General features: G+C 63.7%; 11 protein-coding genes. 9 read left to right on the forward strand and 2 right to left on the reverse strand.

Translation table 11 applies throughout. The features are described 5' to 3' along the window. Positions 1-68 precede the first annotated feature (68 nt). The gene (gene coxB / locus AC1MGR_RS07160) at positions 69-908 is read right to left on the reverse strand and encodes a cytochrome c oxidase subunit II (RefSeq protein ID WP_055954876.1); all 840 of its coding nucleotides are present in this window, start codon (positions 906-908) and stop codon (positions 69-71) included. Positions 909-1,222: 314 nt separating this feature from the next. On the opposite strand from coxB, the gene AC1MGR_RS07165 reads away from it, so the two are divergent. The 6 genes from AC1MGR_RS07165 (at position 1,223) to AC1MGR_RS07190 (ending at position 8,391) form a co-directional block, all read left to right on the forward strand. Further along, positions 1,223-2,131 (forward strand): LysR family transcriptional regulator, encoded by a 909-nt coding sequence (locus AC1MGR_RS07165; RefSeq protein WP_480234133.1) that lies wholly within the window; start codon positions 1,223-1,225, stop codon positions 2,129-2,131. Positions 2,132-2,298: 167 nt separating this feature from the next. Next, positions 2,299-2,772: a formate dehydrogenase subunit gamma gene (locus AC1MGR_RS07170; protein WP_480234134.1), complete on the forward strand. Its 474-nt coding sequence runs from the start codon at positions 2,299-2,301 to the stop codon at positions 2,770-2,772. Beyond that, positions 2,769-4,328 (forward strand): formate dehydrogenase beta subunit, encoded by a 1,560-nt coding sequence (locus tag AC1MGR_RS07175; protein ID WP_480234135.1) that lies wholly within the window; start codon positions 2,769-2,771, stop codon positions 4,326-4,328. The genes AC1MGR_RS07170 and AC1MGR_RS07175 overlap by 4 nt, the downstream gene beginning before the upstream one ends. Positions 4,329-4,341: 13 nt before the next feature. Next, positions 4,342-7,203, forward strand: a complete 2,862-nt coding sequence (gene fdhF, locus AC1MGR_RS07180) for a formate dehydrogenase subunit alpha (protein ID WP_480234136.1) — start codon at positions 4,342-4,344, stop codon at positions 7,201-7,203. Further along, positions 7,190-8,059: a formate dehydrogenase accessory sulfurtransferase FdhD gene (fdhD, locus tag AC1MGR_RS07185; RefSeq protein WP_480234137.1), complete on the forward strand. Its 870-nt coding sequence runs from the start codon at positions 7,190-7,192 to the stop codon at positions 8,057-8,059. The genes fdhF and fdhD overlap by 14 nt, the downstream gene beginning before the upstream one ends. Before the next feature lie 41 nt (positions 8,060-8,100). Beyond that, on the forward strand, positions 8,101-8,391 hold the full coding sequence (locus AC1MGR_RS07190) for a formate dehydrogenase subunit delta (protein WP_108039568.1): 291 nt from the start codon (positions 8,101-8,103) through the stop codon (positions 8,389-8,391). An 85-nt stretch (positions 8,392-8,476) separates the two neighbouring features. Here the strand turns inward: AC1MGR_RS07190 and AC1MGR_RS07195 are convergent, their stop codons facing one another. Next, positions 8,477-9,418: a hypothetical protein gene (locus AC1MGR_RS07195; protein ID WP_480234138.1), complete on the reverse strand. Its 942-nt coding sequence runs from the start codon at positions 9,416-9,418 to the stop codon at positions 8,477-8,479. A gap of 598 nt (positions 9,419-10,016) precedes the next feature. Here AC1MGR_RS07195 and gltB point away from each other — a divergent pair. The 3 genes from gltB to AC1MGR_RS07210 all read left to right on the forward strand — a co-directional run bounded on the left by gltB (position 10,017) and on the right by AC1MGR_RS07210 (position 18,779). Further along, the gene (gene gltB / locus AC1MGR_RS07200) at positions 10,017-14,732 is read left to right on the forward strand and encodes a glutamate synthase large subunit (protein WP_480234139.1); all 4,716 of its coding nucleotides are present in this window, start codon (positions 10,017-10,019) and stop codon (positions 14,730-14,732) included. 197 nt (positions 14,733-14,929) lie between these two features. Continuing rightward, on the forward strand, positions 14,930-16,360 hold the full coding sequence (locus AC1MGR_RS07205) for a glutamate synthase subunit beta (protein ID WP_480234140.1): 1,431 nt from the start codon (positions 14,930-14,932) through the stop codon (positions 16,358-16,360). Between the two features lie 115 nt (positions 16,361-16,475). Beyond that, positions 16,476-18,779: an FdhF/YdeP family oxidoreductase gene (locus AC1MGR_RS07210; RefSeq protein ID WP_480234738.1), complete on the forward strand. Its 2,304-nt coding sequence runs from the start codon at positions 16,476-16,478 to the stop codon at positions 18,777-18,779. Positions 18,780-18,821: the final 42 nt, after the last annotated feature.

The following is an 18,821-nucleotide window of genomic DNA, read 5'->3' on the forward strand; positions in this document are numbered from 1 at the left end:
TTTCTCGTGATCATCTCGATGGGTGGAACCGGACGCCGCTAAGGGCCCGGTTCCCAGGGTCCGTGCCCTTACCGGGCGTCGGCGAACTTCGACGGATCGTCGATGCGGGCGAACTTGGTCTTACCCTCGGCGAGCCACTTGGCGTAGGCCTCCTCGCTCACGACCTGAACGGTGATCGGCATGTAGGCGTGGCGCGCTCCGCAGAGCTCAGAGCACTGGCCATGATATGTGCCTTCGCGCTCGGCCTTAAACCAGAACTGGTTCAGGCGGCCCGGAACGGCATCGATCTTGAAGCCGAAGGACGGCATCGCCCAGGAGTGCATGACGTCGGCAGCAGTGACCTGGATCTTAACGATCTTGTTCACCGGCACGACCATGTCGTTGTCCGTACCCAGCAACTTCGGCTGCTTGTCCTCGTCGAGGTTGGCGTCGAAGGTGAAGCCACCCCCGTTCTCTACAGCCGGGTACTCGTAGGACCAGTACCAGGCATGGCCGATGACCTTCACGAGGACGTCGGCCTTGGGGTCCGAGAGCTGCGTGCGCAGGAGGCGGAACGACGGGATCGCGACTGCGACCAGGATCAGCACCGGAACGATGGTCCAGGCCACCTCGATCATGGTGTTGTGGGTGGTCTTCGAAGGCGTCGGGTTCGCCTTCTCGCTGAAGCGGAAGACGCAGTAGAGGATCAGGCCGAGCACGAACAGCGAGATGCCGAACGACAGCCAGTGCATGCCGTGCTCGAACGAATGGATGTCCCGGGCGTTCTCGGTGACGGCGACCTGACGGTCCATCTGCCACGGCACGGGCTGGCCAATGCCGGCCGCGAGAGCCGATGACGAAGAAACGAGGAACGCGCCGAGCGCGGCAAGCCCCCATGATGACCGGTGTTGCGCCTGCGTCGTCCGCATGTGCCTCTCGTGGCTCCCCGTGATTGTGATCGCCGATGCCGCGCGTCTTGCTGGGTTTGGTCTAAATCGCAAGTGCATTTCGCGGATCGCGGGCCGTTCGCGGATGAGAACCCACGTCGGGCCGATTGGCGTGTCAGACCACAAGGCCGTCAGGTGCGCAACCGCAACAGCGTCGCATCATGCCGCTTGAAGGTCTCGACTCAGACCGTTGACCGTCTATCGAAATGTCGCAGGCTGAGCGATGCGTCCTCCGGTATTCATGATGCAAGGTGAGGAGGCGACGCCTAGCCCCGAGGCCGGCGGAGGGGCTGCGCGTGATCGATCGACTGGAATTCATCCTGGCCCTTGCCCGCGAGCGTCATTTCGGCCGGGCGGCCCAGGTCTGTAACGTTTCGCAGCAGACCCTCTCGGCCGGCGTGAAGCAGTTGGAAGAACGTCTGGGTGTGCTTCTCGTGCAACGGGGATCACGATTCCAGGGGTTCACCCCGGAAGGTGAGCGCGTCCTCGAATGGGCCCGCCGCATCGTCGGCGACGCGAGAGCGATGCGCGAGGAGGTGGCGAGCCTACGGCGCGGCCTCTCGGGAACGCTCCGACTTGCGGCAATTCCGACGGCGACCCCGATCGTCGCCGCGCTCACGACTCCGTTCCGGGCGCGCCACCCAAACGTTCGCTTCTCCGTCCAATCCACCACCTCCGGCGAGATCGGGCGACTGATCGCCGATCTCGAGATCGATGCTGGCATCACGTATCTGGAAAATGAGCCCCTTGGCCGATTGACCGCCGTGCCGCTCTATCGGGAGCGCTATCGGCTGCTCACCGCGATCGACGGGGTGTTTGGCAAACGTGAGTCAGTCGCATGGGACGAGGTGGCGAGCTTGCCGCTATGCTTGCTGACCCCTGATATGCAGAACCGACGGATCATCGATCGGCAGTTGCTCAAAGCCGGGACGGTATCCGCGCCGCTGCTCGAGTCCAATTCGATGATCGTTCTCCTGACTCACGTGAGGACAGCCAAGTGGGCGAGCATCATGCCGGCCGTTCTCGCAGATACGTTTCGTCTGAGCGATCGTATCAGGGCCGTTCCGATCATCGATCCCGACCTTAGCCACGTCGTCGGCCTCGTGGTACCGGAACGCGAACCGATGACACCTCTTTGCGCCAGCTTGATTGTGGAAGCGCGGAACGTGGCGGGATTGATCACGCAGATGATCGACGGGTTGTGAAAACATCCTGAAGGCGCGGCAAATCGCACGGTGATTGCGATGTCTTTTCGCGTTGCAACGACGCGCTTCGACAAAATTCCATTGTCGTGCCACGGATCAGCGCGATTGATCGGGGGTTGGCGATATACCACCCTGGAATGAGAACAATCTCAGTCCGGGTAGGAACAATGGTGCCGAACGAGACCTGGAGCGAGCCGCGTGCCGCCGGGATCATCGCCGAACACGTCCACCTCGAAGGGGCGACGCTCCCGATCCTTCATGCGTTGCAGGAAGCCTTCGGCTATGTCGACGAAGGCGCGGTACCTTTAATCGCGGACGCCTTGAACCTGTCGCGTGCTGAGGTTCACGGCTGTATCACCTTCTATCACGACTTCCGTCGCGCACCGGCGGGTCGCCATCAAGTCAAGCTCTGTCGCGCCGAGGCTTGTCAGGCCATGGGCTCAGACGCTTTGCACGCTCAGATCTTGTCGCGTCTTGGAGTCGACTGGCACGAGACCACGGCCGATGGCGAGATCACGGTCGAGCCCGTCTACTGCCTTGGTCTCTGTGCCAACGGTCCCGGCGCCCTCGTGAACGACGAGCCCTTGGCGCGACTCACGGCCGATTCCCTCCAAGCCGCCTTGACGGAGATGACGTCGTGAGCATCACGATCACCGTTCCGCGCGACGCCGTGGCCTTGGGGCTCGGCGCCAATCGTGTCGCCCGTGCGCTCTTCACTGGCGCCGAGTGCCGCAACCTCGACGTCACGATCGTCCGTACCGGCTCACGTGGCCTGCTATGGCTTGAGCCGATGATCGAGGTCGCCACCGCGGAAGGTCGTATCGCATACGGACCGGTCACGCCCGCCGACGTCGACAGTCTGCTCGATGCGGGTCTCGTCGAGGGCGGCGCCCACCCGCTCCGACTCGGGCGACCGGAGGAGATCCCCTATCTCGCCCGTCAGCATCGGCTCACCTTCCAGCGCTGCGGCGTGGTCGATCCGGTCTCGGTGGAGGATTATCGTGCGCATGGGGGTTACCAGGGGCTGGAAGCTGCCCTGAAGCTCGACGCGGCCGGCATCGTCGCCGAAGTGCGCGAATCCGGCTTGCGCGGTCGCGGGGGCGCTGGATTTCCGGCTGGGATCAAGTGGAACACGGTGATGCTCGCGCAGGCGGAGCAGAAATACGTGGTCTGCAATGCCGACGAGGGCGATTCCGGGACGTTCGCCGACCGTATGATGATGGAAGGCGACCCCTTCAACCTCATCGAGGGTATGACCATCGCTGGCGTTGCGACGGGCGCTACCCGCGGTTATATCTACCTTCGCTCCGAATATCCGCAGGCCTTCGCGACCCTCAAGGAGGCGATCGCCAATGGCATCAAGGCCGGCGTGCTCGGCGAGAACGTGATGAATTCCGGTAAGGCCTTCCACTTGGAAGTCCGCCTCGGAGCTGGCGCCTACATCTGCGGTGAGGAGACATCGCTTCTCGAGAGTCTGGAGGGTCGCCGCGGCATTGTGCGTGCCAAGCCGCCGATCCCCGCATTGAAGGGCTTTCTCGGCCGGCCGACACTCGTCAACAACGTGATGACCTTCACCGCCGTGCCCTACATCCTCAAGCATGGTGCGAAGGCCTACGCCGAGTACGGCATGGGTCGTTCGCTCGGAACCCTCGCGATCCAGCTGGCCGGCAACATCAAGTTTGGCGGCTTGATCGAGTACGCCTTCGGCATCACGCTGCGCGAGATCATCGAGGATTTCGGCGGCGGTACGCAGAGCGGACGTCCAGTTCGCGCGGTGCAAGTGGGTGGCCCCCTTGGGGCCTACTTCCCCGACCACCTCCTCGATACGCCTCTCGATTATGAAGCGATGGCGGCCAATAAGGGCCTCGTCGGTCACGGAGGGATCGTCGTCTTCGACGACACCGTCGACATGGCCAAGCAGGCGCGGTTCGCGTTCGAGTTCTGCGCTGTCGAATCCTGCGGCAAGTGCACGCCCTGCCGGATCGGAGCGACCCGCGGCGTCGAGACCATGGACAAGGTCATCGCCGGCATCCGGCCGACCGAGAACCTCGCCGTCGTCGCAGACCTTTGCGACGTGATGACCGACGGATCTCTCTGCGCCATGGGCGGCCTGACGCCGATGCCCGTCATGAGCGCGATCACCCACTTCCCCGAGGATTTCCAGCAGCGCGGGCCCATGTCCGTTGCGGCCGAGTAAGGAGGCGCGATCCATGGCCCTCATCAAAGAGATCGACTACGGTACACCGATCCGCATTTCGGATCAGACCGTGACGCTGACCATCGACGGGATGAGCGTGACGGTGCCGGCGGGAACGTCAGTGATGGCGGCGGCGATGCATGCCGGCACACAGATCCCCAAGCTCTGCGCCACCGATTCCCTGGAGGCCTTCGGCTCCTGCCGTCTCTGTCTCGTCGAGATCGAGGGACGCCGCGGCACGCCCGCCTCCTGCACCACGCCGGCCGAGAACGGCATGGTGGTCTCGACCCAGACCGACAAGCTCGCCAAGCTCCGCAAGGGTGTGATGGAGCTCTACATTTCCGACCACCCGCTCGACTGCCTGACCTGCGCCGCCAACGGTGATTGCGAATTGCAGGACATGGCGGGCGCGGTGGGCCTGCGCGACGTGCGCTACGGTTATGATGGGGCCAATCACGTCAAACCGACCTCCGAGCAGTACCTGCCCAAAGACACATCGAACCCGTATTTCACGTACGATCCATCGAAGTGCATCGTCTGCAACCGCTGCGTCCGCGCCTGCGAAGAGACGCAGGGCACTTTCGCCCTGACCATCTCCGGTCGCGGTTTCGACAGCCGCGTGGCCGCCGGCCCGACCGACTTCTTCAACTCCGAATGCGTGTCGTGCGGCGCCTGCGTGCAGGCCTGCCCGACCGCGACCCTTCAGGAGAAGTCGATCATCGAGCATGGCCAGCCAGACCATTCCGAGATCACCACCTGCGCCTATTGTGGTGTCGGCTGCTCGTTCAAGGCCGAGATGCAGGGCACCCGCATCGTCCGGATGGTGCCCTACAAGGGCGGCAAGGCGAACGAGGGCCATTCCTGTGTGAAGGGCCGGTTTGCCTACGGCTACGCCACACACAAGGACCGGATCACCAAGCCGATGATCCGCGAGAAGATCACCGATCCATGGCGCGAGGTGAGCTGGGAGGAGGCGATTGATCGCGCGGCCTCCGAGTTCAAACGCATTCAGGCGAAATATGGCAAGGATTCGGTCGGCGGCATAACCTCGTCCCGCTGCACTAACGAGGAGGCCTACCTCGTCCAGAAGCTGGTACGCGCCGCCTTTGGAAATAACAACGTCGACACCTGCGCCCGCGTCTGCCACTCGCCGACCGGTTACGGGCTGATGTCAACGCTCGGTACCTCGGCCGGTACGCAGGACTTCGCCTCCGTGGCGCATTCCGACGTGATCCTCGTCATCGGCGCCAACCCGACGGACGGCCATCCTGTCTTCGCCTCCCGCATGAAGAAGCGCCTGCGCGAGGGAGCCAAGCTCATCGTCGCCGATCCCCGCAAGATCGACCTCGTGAAGTCGCCGCACATCAAGGCGGACTTCCATCTGCCCCTGAAGCCCGGTTCGAACGTGGCCTTCATCAATGCGATGGCACATGTCATCGTCACGGAAGGCCTCGTCGACGAGGCTTATGTTCGCGAGCGCTGCGATCTCGGAGACTTCGAGGCCTGGGCCCGCTTCGTTGCCGACGAGCGCCATTCGCCGGAAGCTCAAGCCGCCTATACGGGCATCGACCCGGCCGAACTGCGGTCCGCCGCCCGCCTCTATGCGAAGGGCGGAGCCGCCGGCATCTACTACGGTCTCGGAGTCACCGAACACAGCCAGGGCTCGACCATGGTGATGGGCATGGCCAACATCGCCATGGCGACCGGCAACATTGGCATGCTCGGCGCCGGTGTGAATCCGCTGCGCGGCCAGAACAACGTGCAGGGCTCCTGCGACATGGGCTCGTTCCCGCACGAACTGCCGGGCTACCGGCACGTGTCGGACGATGCGACCCGCGAGACGTTCGAGGCCCTGTGGGGTGTGTCGCTCGATCAGTATCCGGGTCTGCGCATCACCAACATGCTCGACGAGGCCGTCGATGGCGCATTCAAGGGCATGTACATTCAGGGCGAGGACATCGCCCAGTCGGATCCCGATACGCACCACGTTACGGCCGGCCTGATGGCGATGGAATGCATCGTCATCCAGGACATCTTCCTGAACGAGACGGCGAAGTACGCACACGTCTTCCTACCGGGCGCCTCGTTCCTGGAGAAGGACGGCACCTTCACCAATGCCGAGCGTCGCATCTCCCGGGTGCGCAAGGTGATGCCGCCGCTCTCCGGCGTCGGGGACTGGGAGGGCACCATGCTGCTCTCCAATGCCCTGGGGTATCCGATGAACTACAGCCACCCCAGCGACATCATGGATGAGATCGCGTCCCTGACGCCGAGCTTCTCCGGCGTCAGCTTCGATAAGCTGGACGAGCTCGGCTCGATCCAGTGGCCCTGCAACGAGGCTGCCCCGACCGGCACGCCGATGATGCACGTTGACCGCTTCGTGCGCGGCCTCGGCAAATTCATGATCACCGAGTACGTGCCCACGGAAGAGCGGACGGGCCCGCGTTTCCCGCTGATCCTCACCACCGGCCGCATCCTGTCGCAGTACAACGTCGGCGCGCAGACCCGCCGAACAGAAAACTCGCGCTGGCACGAGGAGGACGTACTGGAGATCCACCCCTTCGATGCAGAGGTGCGTGGCATCGTCGACGGAGACCTCGTTGCGCTGGAAAGTCGCTCCGGCGACATAGCCTTGAAGGCGATTGTATCCGAACGCATGCAGCCTGGTGTGGTGTATACGACCTTCCACCACGCCAAGACCGGCGCCAACGTGATCACAACCGACTACTCGGATTGGGCGACCAACTGCCCCGAGTACAAGGTGACCGCGGTGCAGGTTCGGCGGACGAACCGCCCCTCCGATTGGCAGGCGCGGTTCTTCGAGGAAGATTTCTCGTTGACCCGGATTGCGACCCAGCTGAATGCGGCCGAATGACAAGACCAGCCTGACGGCGAATGAAGAGGACGCGGCGGTCGAGACCGCCCGCCGCGTCCCAACCTTGGTCGTCGCCTACGACCATCCGGAGCCGCGCAGCGGTACCCGGCCCCTGGCTGTCGAGATGCCGATCAACCTAGTCTACGGCACCGTACCCTACGCCGTCATGATGACCACGCCGGCCGACCTCGTAGATTTCGCCTACGGGTTCAGCTTGACGGAAGGCATCATCGCGGCCGCCGAAGAAATCCGCTCCGTTCAGGTCGAGACCGATTCGGCGGAGGGAGGCATGCGCCTTCTGGTCGATCTCGTGCCCGGCCGCCTACGGGAACACCTCGCACGCAAGCGCGCCATGTCGGGACGTACCGGCTGCGGCGTCTGCGGAATCGACGACCTCGCGTCGCTACCGAAGGCCGATGCACCTCTCCATGGTGCCGGCCGGGTCACCATCGCGGCGATCCAGCGGGCGCTGACGGCCATGGGCGACGCGCAGATCCTGAACGCGGAGACGCGGGCGGTCCATGCCGCGGCCTGGGCGAATCTCGACGGAGGCCTTGTGGCGCTTCGCGAAGATGTTGGGCGGCATAACGGCCTCGACAAGCTGATCGGCGCCCTGATCCGGCGCAACGCCGACCCGGCGGACGGCTTCATCGTTATCACCAGTCGCTGCTCCTTCGAGATGGTCGAGAAGGCAGCGAGTCTCGGCGCGACAGTGCTCGTCGCAATCTCCGCTCCAACCTCACTGGCGATCGATCGGGCGCGTCTCCATGGCATGACGCTGTGTGCCATCGCCCGCGCCGACACCCTGACAGTGTTCACCGGCCGCGAACGTCTCGACTTACCCGTACAGCCCTGACGCCACACGATTCCCGTTCTCTCGACAGAGTTTCCAAGCCCATGAGCGCCCTGACGTCCGACGATAAGCTGGTCCGCATGGCCAATCAGATCGCCACGTTCTTCCGCTCCTACCCGGACGAGGAAGCCGTGGCCGGCATTCATAAGCACATCGTGGCATTCTGGACGCCTAAGATGCGCAGAGCCCTCGAAGCCTATGGACCCATTTCAGACAGTGGCCTCGATCCCCTCGCGCTCAGAGCCCTTCAGGACACGCCAGTCGCCGACAGTCCCGTACGTGCCGCCACCCGCGACCCGCATCTCCAGGGCGCAGGCGCAAGCGACGCTGGTTGATCCCGCCTCGCGATTCCAACGAACGAAGGGCCGCGTGGTGCTGACCGCGCGGCCCCTCTTGTATCATATCCGTTCACGACGGCTTTCAGTCCCTCTCGGGCTCTTTCGTGGGGCCGGGGACGATCGTTGCACCACCAATTACCCTGATAGGTCGCTTGGCATCGGCTGGCACGTCCTTCCAGTTCTGCGCAAGCGCCTTCTCAGGTGGTGCCGGCTGCACCGAGGCTGGCGTCATGGCGGTGGCCGGGGCTTCAGCCTTCGGAGGTGTTGTAATCGCGACGGTCCCGGCCGCGGGGGCAGCTTCCGCCTTCGGCGAAGCAGGGGGCACATCGGACAGCTTCTGCGTTCCGGGCGTGCCGGCGGGTGGCGCCGCCTTGGGCGCAGGGGTGAGGCGAACGACTTTCCGAGGCGCTTCGGCCTTCAATTTTGACTCGGCTCCACGGGCATCGGGGTTCAGGCCCATGGGATTCCGATCAGCCGGCTCGGGCCGCGCCTGCGGACCGGTCCGCGTTCCGGGTTCCGATCGAGCTGCGAGATCCGAGCGCCCGGCAATCTCGGGGCGGATTGGGCGAGCCTGATCCTGCGGGAAGGGGATGTTCGCAGGCGGTATGATTCGCTCGGCCTCCCGGATTGGACGACGGGGAGCCTCGTCGTCTTCCGTCCAGCCATAGCCGGGGGCACGGCGCACGACTTGCGAGGGCGTATCGAGCGTTGTGTCCAGACGCTGGCGTCCTACGATTCGGCCGTCCCGGGCATCGACGAAAAGGCGAAGGCGATCGCCGTAGGGATTCGAGGCTTCGACAACATAGGCCCGGCCGTCGAAGTGCGGACGCGTGACATCCGTGAAACCGCGGTCATTCAGCCGCCAGACCACAGCACGCGGCGGGAGGAGCAGGTCGGGTTCGTAGGCGTATTGCGCCTGCGCGGCACCGATCGCCGACATTATCGCGACATGGGCCAGGATACCGGCCGACAGGGCGCGGAACGAGGCGAATGCACGAATGGGCTTCCTGCGAGACGAAACCATCGCTGCGATATCCAGAGAAGGGTGGGTGCGGAGGCCTGCTGTTCGCGCAGGTCCTCCGCTCCAAGGTCCGCCGGGATTTGGGACGATCCCCGCACGCCGCTTGTGCTTGGCCCTCCGTGTAGACAGACTGAATGGGGCGACATTGCGAAGCTGCTATCTGGGTGCCTCGTCGATGGATCTCTGGTGTTCCAGCGGTCTGCGAGGCTGCGGCAACAAAGCCACCAGCACGATGGAACCATGCGCCGGAAAACCGCAGCGTGCCGCTGGTCACGCCCTTGCTGGAGCGGTTAAAATCTGTCACTTTCCGTCGGTAGGACAGTAAAGCTGTCCCATTCCCGGCAGAGTGCCTGTCTGGGTGGCTGTGAGGATCTCGCTCAGGTGACGTTGCCGGCGACCAAACGAGATTCGAAGCCGGCCGCCATTGCGGCGATCCGGGCCCGCACGGCTTGAAACCAAGCCGGCGTCGAGCCCGCGAGTTGCGGGCGCTTCCTGACCGAAGAACCCGCCCAGAGCCGACGCTGTCGAGAGACAAAACCCGGACGCCCCGCAGGCTCTGGGCATGAAACATGCTCGCATGCGGGCAGGTCGGAGGCGAAAGATGGTGGACGTGGTCGCATCTTCTGAGTTCGAGGCGCTGCAGGCGTCGGTTCCCGCGATGCGTGACGGAACCGCACCGCTGATCGTACGCGACCGCGCGCTCCCGAAAGCCCAGGGGCTCTATGACCCTGCGCGCGAGAGCGATGCCTGCGGCGTGGGCTTCGTCGCAGACATGCACGACCGGCGGACGCATGCCATCGTCCAGCAGGGTCTGCAAATCCTGAAGAACCTCGATCATCGGGGTGCCGTCGGCGCAGACCCGAAGATGGGCGATGGCTGCGGAATCCTGGTTCAGATCCCCCATGCCTTTTTCAAGGCCGAGTGCGAGGCTCTTGGGATCATTCTGCCTGAGCCCGGACATTACGGGGTCGGCCAATTCTTCATGCCGAAGGATGCCGAGGCGCGCCGCATCGTCGAGGAGATCGTCGAGAAGGCCTTGGCTGACGAGGGGCTGCCCTTCCTTGGCTGGCGCGACGTGCCTGTCGATCCGAGCGATCTCGGCGTGATGGTCAAGGAGACAGAGCCGTGCCATCGGCAGATCTTCATCGGCCGCCCTGGGACCGTGTCGGACGAGGATGCCTTCGAGCGTCGCCTGTTCACCGCCCGCAAGGTGATCTCGAACAAGGTCTATGGCCTTAAGGACGAGCGCGCGAGCACCTACTATCCTGTGTCGCTCTCAACCCGTACCATCGTCTACAAGGGCATGGTTCTGGTCGATCAGCTCGGCGAATACTACCGCGACTTGCAGGACGAGCGCTTTGTTTCGGGACTCGCCCTGGTGCACCAGCGCTTCGCCACCAATACGTTCCCGACCTGGCGCCTGTCGCACCCCTACCGGATGGTCGCGCATAACGGCGAGATCAACACGCTGCGCGGTAACGTGAACTGGATGGCGGCGCGCCAAGCGAGCGTCGATTCGGAGCTGTTCGGCAACGACATCTCAAAGCTCTGGCCGATCTCCTACGAGGGCCAGTCCGATACCGCATGCTTCGACAACGCTCTCGAGTTCCTCGTCCAGGGTGGCTATTCTCTCGCCCATGCCATGATGATGCTGATCCCGGAAGCCTGGGCCGGCAATCCGTTGATGAGCGAGGAGCGCCGTGCGTTCTACGAGTATCACGCCGCCCTGATGGAGCCGTGGGACGGCCCTGCGGCCGTCTGCTTCACTGACGGCCGCCAGATCGGCGCGACGCTGGACCGCAACGGTCTTCGCCCGGCCCGCTACCTGGTTACCGACGACGGGCTGGTGGTGTTGGCGTCCGAGATGGGCGTTCTGCCGATTCCGGATGAGAAGATCGTCGAGTCCTGGCGTCTGCAGCCTGGCCGGATGCTGCTCATCGACCTTGAGAAGGGCCGCATCGTCTCCGACGAAGAGATCAAGAGCGAGCTTGCCGCTGCCCATCCCTATGCCGAGTGGGTCAAGAACACCCAGATCGTCCTCGAGGATCTGAAGCCTGTGATCCCACGCGCCTCGCGCTCGGACGTATCGCTCCTCGATCGCCAGCAGGCCTTCGGCTACAGCCAGGAGGATCTCAAGCTCCTCATGGCGCCCATGGCCGTGACCGGCCAGGAGGCCGTCGGCTCCATGGGCACCGACACACCGCTCTCGGCGCTGTCGGACAAGCCGAAGTCCCTCTACTCCTACTTCAAGCAGAACTTCGCGCAGGTGACGAATCCGCCGATCGACCCGATCCGCGAGGAGGCCGTGATGAGCCTCGTCTCGTTCATCGGTCCGCGCCCAAACCTGCTCGACATGGAGGGAGCTTCCCGCAAGAAGCGCCTCGAGGTCCGTCAGCCGATCCTGACCAACGGTGACCTCGAGAAGATCCGTTCGATCTCGCACTTCGAGGATCGTTTCGACACCAAGACCCTCGACATGACCTTCCCGGCCGAGACCGGTGCGGCGGCCATGGAGGGTGCGGTCGACCGCTTGTGCGACCGGGCTGAGGTCGCCGTGCGCGGCGGCTACAACATCATCATTCTGTCGGATCGTGGTGTCGGGCCGGATCGCATCGCGATCCCTGCGCTGCTCGCAACCGCCGCCGTGCACAACTACCTGATCCGCAAGGGGCTTCGCACGTCGGTAGGCCTTGTGGTTGAATCGGGGGAGCCGCGCGAGGTACACCACTTCGCGTGTCTGGCCGGCTACGGCGCTGAGGCGATCAATCCCTACCTCGCCTTCGAGACACTGATTGCAATGAAGGACGAGTTCCCGCCGGATCTGACGCCGGACGAGATCGTCTACCGATACATCAAGTCGATCGATAAGGGTCTGCTCAAGGTCATGTCCAAGATGGGCATCTCGACCTACCAGTCCTATTGTGGTGCGCAGATCTTCGATGCAATCGGCCTGAATTCGTCCTTTGTCGCCCGCGATTTCTTCGGAACTGCGACGACGATCGAGGGCATCGGCATGGCCGAGGTCGCACAGGAGACCGCGCGGCGTCACGCCGACGCCTTCGGTGACTCGCCGATCTACCGCACTGCACTCGATGTCGGCGGCGAGTATGCCTACCGCCTGCGTGGCGAGAGCCACACTTGGACGCCCGACTCCGTCGCGACGCTCCAGCACGCGGTGCGCCTCGGCCTACCCGATCGCTACCGGGAATATGCGCGCCTAGTGAACGAGCAGGAGAACCACCTCAAGACCATCCGTGGCTTGTTTCGGATCAAGCAGGCGGCCGAGATCGGACGTGCGCCGGTCGACATCGATCAGGTCGAGCCGGCGGCCGACATCGTCAAGCGCTTCGCGACGGGCGCCATGTCCTACGGGTCTATTTCGAAGGAGGCGCACGAAACCCTCGCGATCGCGGTGAACTCGTTCGGCGGACGCTCGAATTCAGGTGAGGGCGGCGAGGAGGTCGAGCGCTTCAAGCCGATGGCGGATGGGCGCTCGCGCCGTTCGGCCATCAAGCAGGTGGCCTCAGGCCGCTTCGGCGTCACCACGGAATACCTCGTGAATTCCGACATGATGCAGATCAAGGTCGCGCAGGGCGCCAAGCCGGGCGAGGGTGGCCAGTTGCCCGGCCATAAGGTCGACGCCAAGATCGCCAAGGTTCGTTACGCGACACCGGGAGTCGGCCTGATCTCGCCACCGCCGCATCACGATATCTACTCGATCGAGGATCTCGCTCAGCTGATCTTCGACCTGAAGAACGTGAATCCCGAGGCAGATGTCTCGGTGAAGCTTGTGTCCGAAGTCGGCGTCGGCACGGTCGCCACCGGTGTCGCGAAGGCACGCGCCGATCACATCACAATCTCTGGCTTCGATGGTGGTACCGGCGCCGCGCCGTTGACCTCTATCAAGCATGCGGGCGGTCCCTGGGAGACGGGCCTTGCCGAGACCCAACAGACCTTGGTTCTCAGCCACCTGCGGGGGCGCGTCGTCCTGCAAGCCGACGGCGGTATCCGCACGGGTCGCGACGTGCTGATCGCGGCCCTGCTCGGAGCCGATCAATTCGGCTTCTCGACCGCGCCGCTGATCGCGGCCGGCTGCATCATGATGCGCAAGTGCCACCTGAACACCTGCCCGGTGGGCGTGGCGACACAGGATCCCGTCCTGCGCAAGCGTTTCAAGGGTACGCCCGAGCACGTGATCAACTACTTCTTCTTCGTAGCTGAGGAGCTGCGCGAGTTGATGGCATCCATGGGCTACACCAAGCTCGAGGATCTCATCGGCCGGGCCGATCTCCTCGATACGTTGGAGGTCATCAATCACTGGAAGGCGCGTGGCCTCGACTTCTCGAAGCTGTTCCACCGTCCAGAGGTGCCCGAGCATGTCGCGATCCGGCATACCGAAAAGCAGAAGCATCCGATCGATACGGTTCTCGATCGCCGCCTGATCGCAGGCGCGCAGTCGGCCCTCGACGGCGGTGAGCCAGTGGTGGTGCGGGACGACATCAGGAACTCGGATCGTACGGCTGGCGCCATGCTCTCCGGAGCTGTGGCCAAGCGGTACGGCCACGAGGGTCTGCCCGACGATACCATCCGGGTGGAGCTGTCCGGTACGGCCGGCCAGAGCTTCGGCGCCTGGCTCGCAGCCGGCGTGACATTGCTTCTGACCGGCCACGCCAACGACTACGTCGGCAAGGGCCTGTCGGGCGGCAAGCTGATCATCCGTCCGTCTGACGCCCTGCGGGCGCCAGGCTCGCACACCATCATGGCCGGTAACACCGTGCTGTATGGAGCGATTGCCGGCGAGGCGTACATCCGCGGGTCGGCTGGCGAGCGTTTCGCCGTCCGCAACTCGGGCGCCATCGCGGTGGTCGAGGGCATGGGCGACCACGGCTGTGAGTACATGACTGGCGGCGTGGTGGTGTCGATCGGCGAGACTGGGCGCAACTTCGCGGCAGGCATGTCCGGCGGTATCGCCTACGTCCTCGATGAGGACGGCTCATTCTCGGCGCGCTGTAACCTGTCCATGGTCGATCTAGAACCCGTCGAGGAGGAGGACGACCTGATGCGGCGCTTCCACCAGGACGGCGACCTCGAGACCAAGGGCCGCGTGGATATCCTGGCCGACATGTCGGGACACGACGAGGAACGCCTGTCTCAGCTCATCACCAATCACCTGAAATACACGGGCTCCCCGCGCGCCAAGGCGATCCTCGATGATTGGGCCGGCTACCGCACCAAGTTCGTCAAGGTGATGCCGGTGGAGTACCGGCGCGCCCTCCGCGAAATGGAGATGGCGCGGATGCCGGTGGCGGCCGAATAAGCGCGCGCCGACGGACATTCTATCGTGACAGCACCCGGCTATAGTCGAAGCCGGGCGTTTCACGGGTCATCCCTCTAAGATGGCTGAAAGATAATGCGGACCGGCTGTGTAGCCGGCTTGGCGATGGAAGCGGAACAGGCTGATGCGGCCGCCTTCCGCGCGACGGATCAGACAGACTCGCGAAAGACGGTCAGACGATGGGCAAGGTCACGGGTTTCCTCGAATTCGACCGGCAGGAGCAGAAGTATCAGCTCGCCGCCGATCGCGTGCGCCACTTCCGCGAGTTCACGCTGCCGCTCGACGAGCACGATCTCAAGAAGCAGGCCGCCCGTTGCATGGATTGCGGTATTCCGTTCTGTCACGGTCCGACGGGGTGCCCGGTTCATAACCAGATCCCGGACTGGAATGAGCTCGTCTACCAATCCGATTGGGAAGAGGCGGCCCGCAACCTCCATTCCACCAACAACTTCCCGGAATTCACCGGTCGCATCTGCCCAGCTCCCTGCGAGGAGGCGTGCACGCTAAATCTCGAGAACCAGCCGGTGGCGATCAAGACGATCGAGCAGGCGATCGCGGATCGCGCTTGGAACAACGGGTGGGTCAAGCCTGAGCCCGCCGACCATAAGACCGGGAAGAAAGTTGCGATCATTGGCTCCGGTCCGGCCGGGCTCGCGGCTGCGCAGCAACTGGCCCGTGTCGGGCACGACGTTCATGTCTTCGAGCGCGAGCCGAAGGCGGGTGGTCTACTCCGCTACGGCATCCCCGACTTCAAGATGGAGAAGCGCCACATCGATCGGCGCGTGAAGCAGATGGAAGGTGAGGGCGTCCGGTTTCACTACGGTGTGAATGTCGGCGTCAACAGGCAGCTCGATGAACTGACCGCCGAGTTCGACGCGGTGCTGTTCGCCGGTGGTGCCGAGGATCCGCGCAACCCGCAGCTACCAGGTCAGGACCTTGAGGGCGTCCACTACGCCATGCCCTTCCTGGTCCAGTCCAACCGCCGCGTCGGGGCCGAGCCGATGCCGGGGAACGGCGAGGCTCCCATTCTTGCGACCGCGAAGAACGTCGTCGTCATCGGCGGCGGCGATACGGCGTCCGATTGCGTCGGGACCTCCTTCCGCCAGGGCGCCTTGTCGGTGACTCAGCTTGACATCCGGCCGCGCCCTCCGGAGCGTGAAGACAAGCTCTCGGTTTGGCCGTACTGGCCGACCAAGATGCGGACGTCTTCCAGCCAGGCCGAGGGCGCCGAACGCGAGTTTCAAGCCGCGACGCTTCGGCTTGAGGGCAAGAAGGGTAAGCTGACTGGTGTGGTCTGCACACGCGTCGACGAGAAGCGCCAGCCAATCCCGGGTGGCGAGTTCACGCTGCCTGCCGATCTCGTGTTCTTGGCGATCGGCTTCGCAGGCTCGATCCGCAAGGGCCTTCTGGAAGAGTCCGGCGTCGTTATGGACAAGCGCGGCAATGTCACGGCGAACGAGCTCGACTACCGTACCTCGAACGAAAAGATCTACGCGGCGGGCGACATGCGTCGAGGACAGTCCCTTGTGGTCTGGGCAATCCGCGAGGGACGCCAAGCAGCGCGTTCGATCGACGAGGCCCTGATGGGTGCGAGCATCCTGCCGCGCTGAGGGTCATGCCGGGCCGGATTGCGACGTCTTGCCGTCGCAGTCCGGAACACGCCGGGTCCGCGCATCATTGCTGTCCTGACACCCAAGATGTCGGGACACGCGCATGACCGAACCGATGGCCGAACCCAAAATCGAACCCTATGACGGCCCGGCGGGAGGCTGGGGTTCTGCGAGTTCCCTGGCTGAAATTCTGACGCGCGAACAGATCCCGGTTTCGGGCGCAGCTCTGCTGATGAAGCAGAACAAGCCGGAAGGCTTCATGTGCGTCTCGTGCGCTTGGTCGAAGCCGGCTAAGCCTAGCACATTCGAGTATTGCGAGAACGGGGCGAAGGCGACGGTCTGGGAGCAAACCGCCAAACGGATCGGACCCGAATTCTTTCAGCGTCACACTGTAACAGAGCTTCTCACCTGGACAGATTATGCCCTTGAGGAAAAGGGGCGCCTGACCCATCCGCTCCGCTATGATCTAAACAGCGACCGCTACGTGGCTGTTTCGTGGGAAGATGCCTTCGCGGAGATTGGGCACGAGTTGCGCGCCTTCGATCCGAACGCAGTAATCTACTACACTTCCGGACGCGCTTCCCTCGAGACATCTTACATGTATGCGCTGATGGCGCGGATGCATGGCACGAACAACCTGCCCGACTCTTCGAACATGTGCCATGAGCCGACTTCAGTCGGCCTGAAATCATCGATTGGATCGCCGGTCGGTACGACGATCCTTGAGGATTTCGAATCGACCGATTTGATCCTGTTCTTCGGACAGAACGTCGGTTCCAACGCCCCACGCATGCTGCACCCTCTTCAAGAGGCGCGTAGGCGACGCGTTCCGATCATCACGTTCAACCCACTGAGGGAGCGCGGCCTGGAGCGCTTCACGAACCCGCAATCACCGACCGAGATGCTGACGCGCAGCTCTACTGAGATCTCGACGCAGTATCATCAGGTCAAGGCGGGCGGGGACCTCGCGGCAATCACTGGCATGTGCAAGGTTCTGATCGCCGCGGACCGCGAGGCGATACAGGTTGGTCGTCCGCGTATTCTCGACGTCGATTTCATCGCCGAGCACACCCATGGCTTCGAGGCGTTCGTTGCTTTCTGTGACTCTCAGTCCTGGGCGGACATCGGGGCACGCTCGGGGCTGACCCGCGAGGCGCTGGAGGCAGCCGCCACAGTCTATGCGCGAGCTCGTTCGGTCGTCGCAGTCTACGGCATGGGTCTGACTCAGCATCGCCGTGGCACCCAGGGCGTCCAGATGCTCGTGAATCTTATGCTTCTGCGCGGCAATGTCGGTCGTCCCGGGGCTGGGCTCTGTCCAGTCCGCGGGCATTCCAACGTCCAGGGACAGCGGACCGTGGGCATCACGGAGAAGCCGGAATTAGCGCCCCTCGACAAACTCAAGGAACTCTACGGTTTCGAGCCACCGCGGGAGAAGGGTCGCAACACCGTCGAGGCTTGCGAAGGGATCCTTGCGGGTGAGGTGAAGGCGTTTATCGGTCTCGGCGGCAACTTCGTGCGCGCCGTACCCGACACTGTGCGTATGGAGGAGGCTTGGAGTAGGTTGCGCCTGTCGGTGCAAATTTCGACAAAGCTGAATCGCTCGCACCTCGTCCATGGTGCCGTGTCTTACATCCTGCCCTGCCTTGGCCGGATCGAGGTCGACGTCCAGGCAAGCGGCCCCCAGGCAGTTTCGATGGAGGATTCTACCTCCTGTTTCCACGGTTCCCGCGGACAGACCAAGCCGGTTAGCGATCAGGTTCGCTCCGAGCCGTGGATCGTTGCTGAGATGGCGAAGGCTTTGCTACCGCCGAACCCAAGGGTCGACTGGGACGGTTGGGTTGGCGACTATGGCCGGGTTCGGGATGCGATCGAGGCAACCTACCCGGAGGTCTTCCACGACCTGAACGGGCGAATGTTCCAGCCCGGGGGCCTCCACAAGCCGCTCGCGGCACGAGACCGCAAATGGGAGACCGAAACCGGTAAGGCCAACTTCACCGTGCCCGGTGGTCTCGAGGTAGATCCAGACATGTGTAGCGATCGCCGCGATGTGCTCGACCTGATCACCCTGCGTTCAAACGATCAGTTCAACACGACGATCTACGGCTACGATGACCGCTTTCGCGGCGTGAAAGGTACGAGGCTGGTTCTCTTCATGAACGGCAACGATATGGAACGTCTCGGACTTGCCGACGGAGAGACGGTGGATCTCTCAGCCGACGCCGATGACGAGTTCCTGCGGGAGGTGAGCGGCCTGCGGGTTATCCAGTACGGTATCCCGCAAGGGAACGTTGGGGGCTACTACCCTGAGCTCAACGCGCTCATTCCGCTTTGGCATTACGACGAGCAGGCCAAGACACCTGCCGCCAAGGCGATCCCGGTGCGGATTCGAAAGGGAACGCCGATCGCGCTCGCCGATTGACGCCGGCTGCTTTTCCGGCGCCGGTCCCCTCGACGGCCGGCG

This window comes from Methylobacterium sp. BI1 (assembly GCF_056680125.1).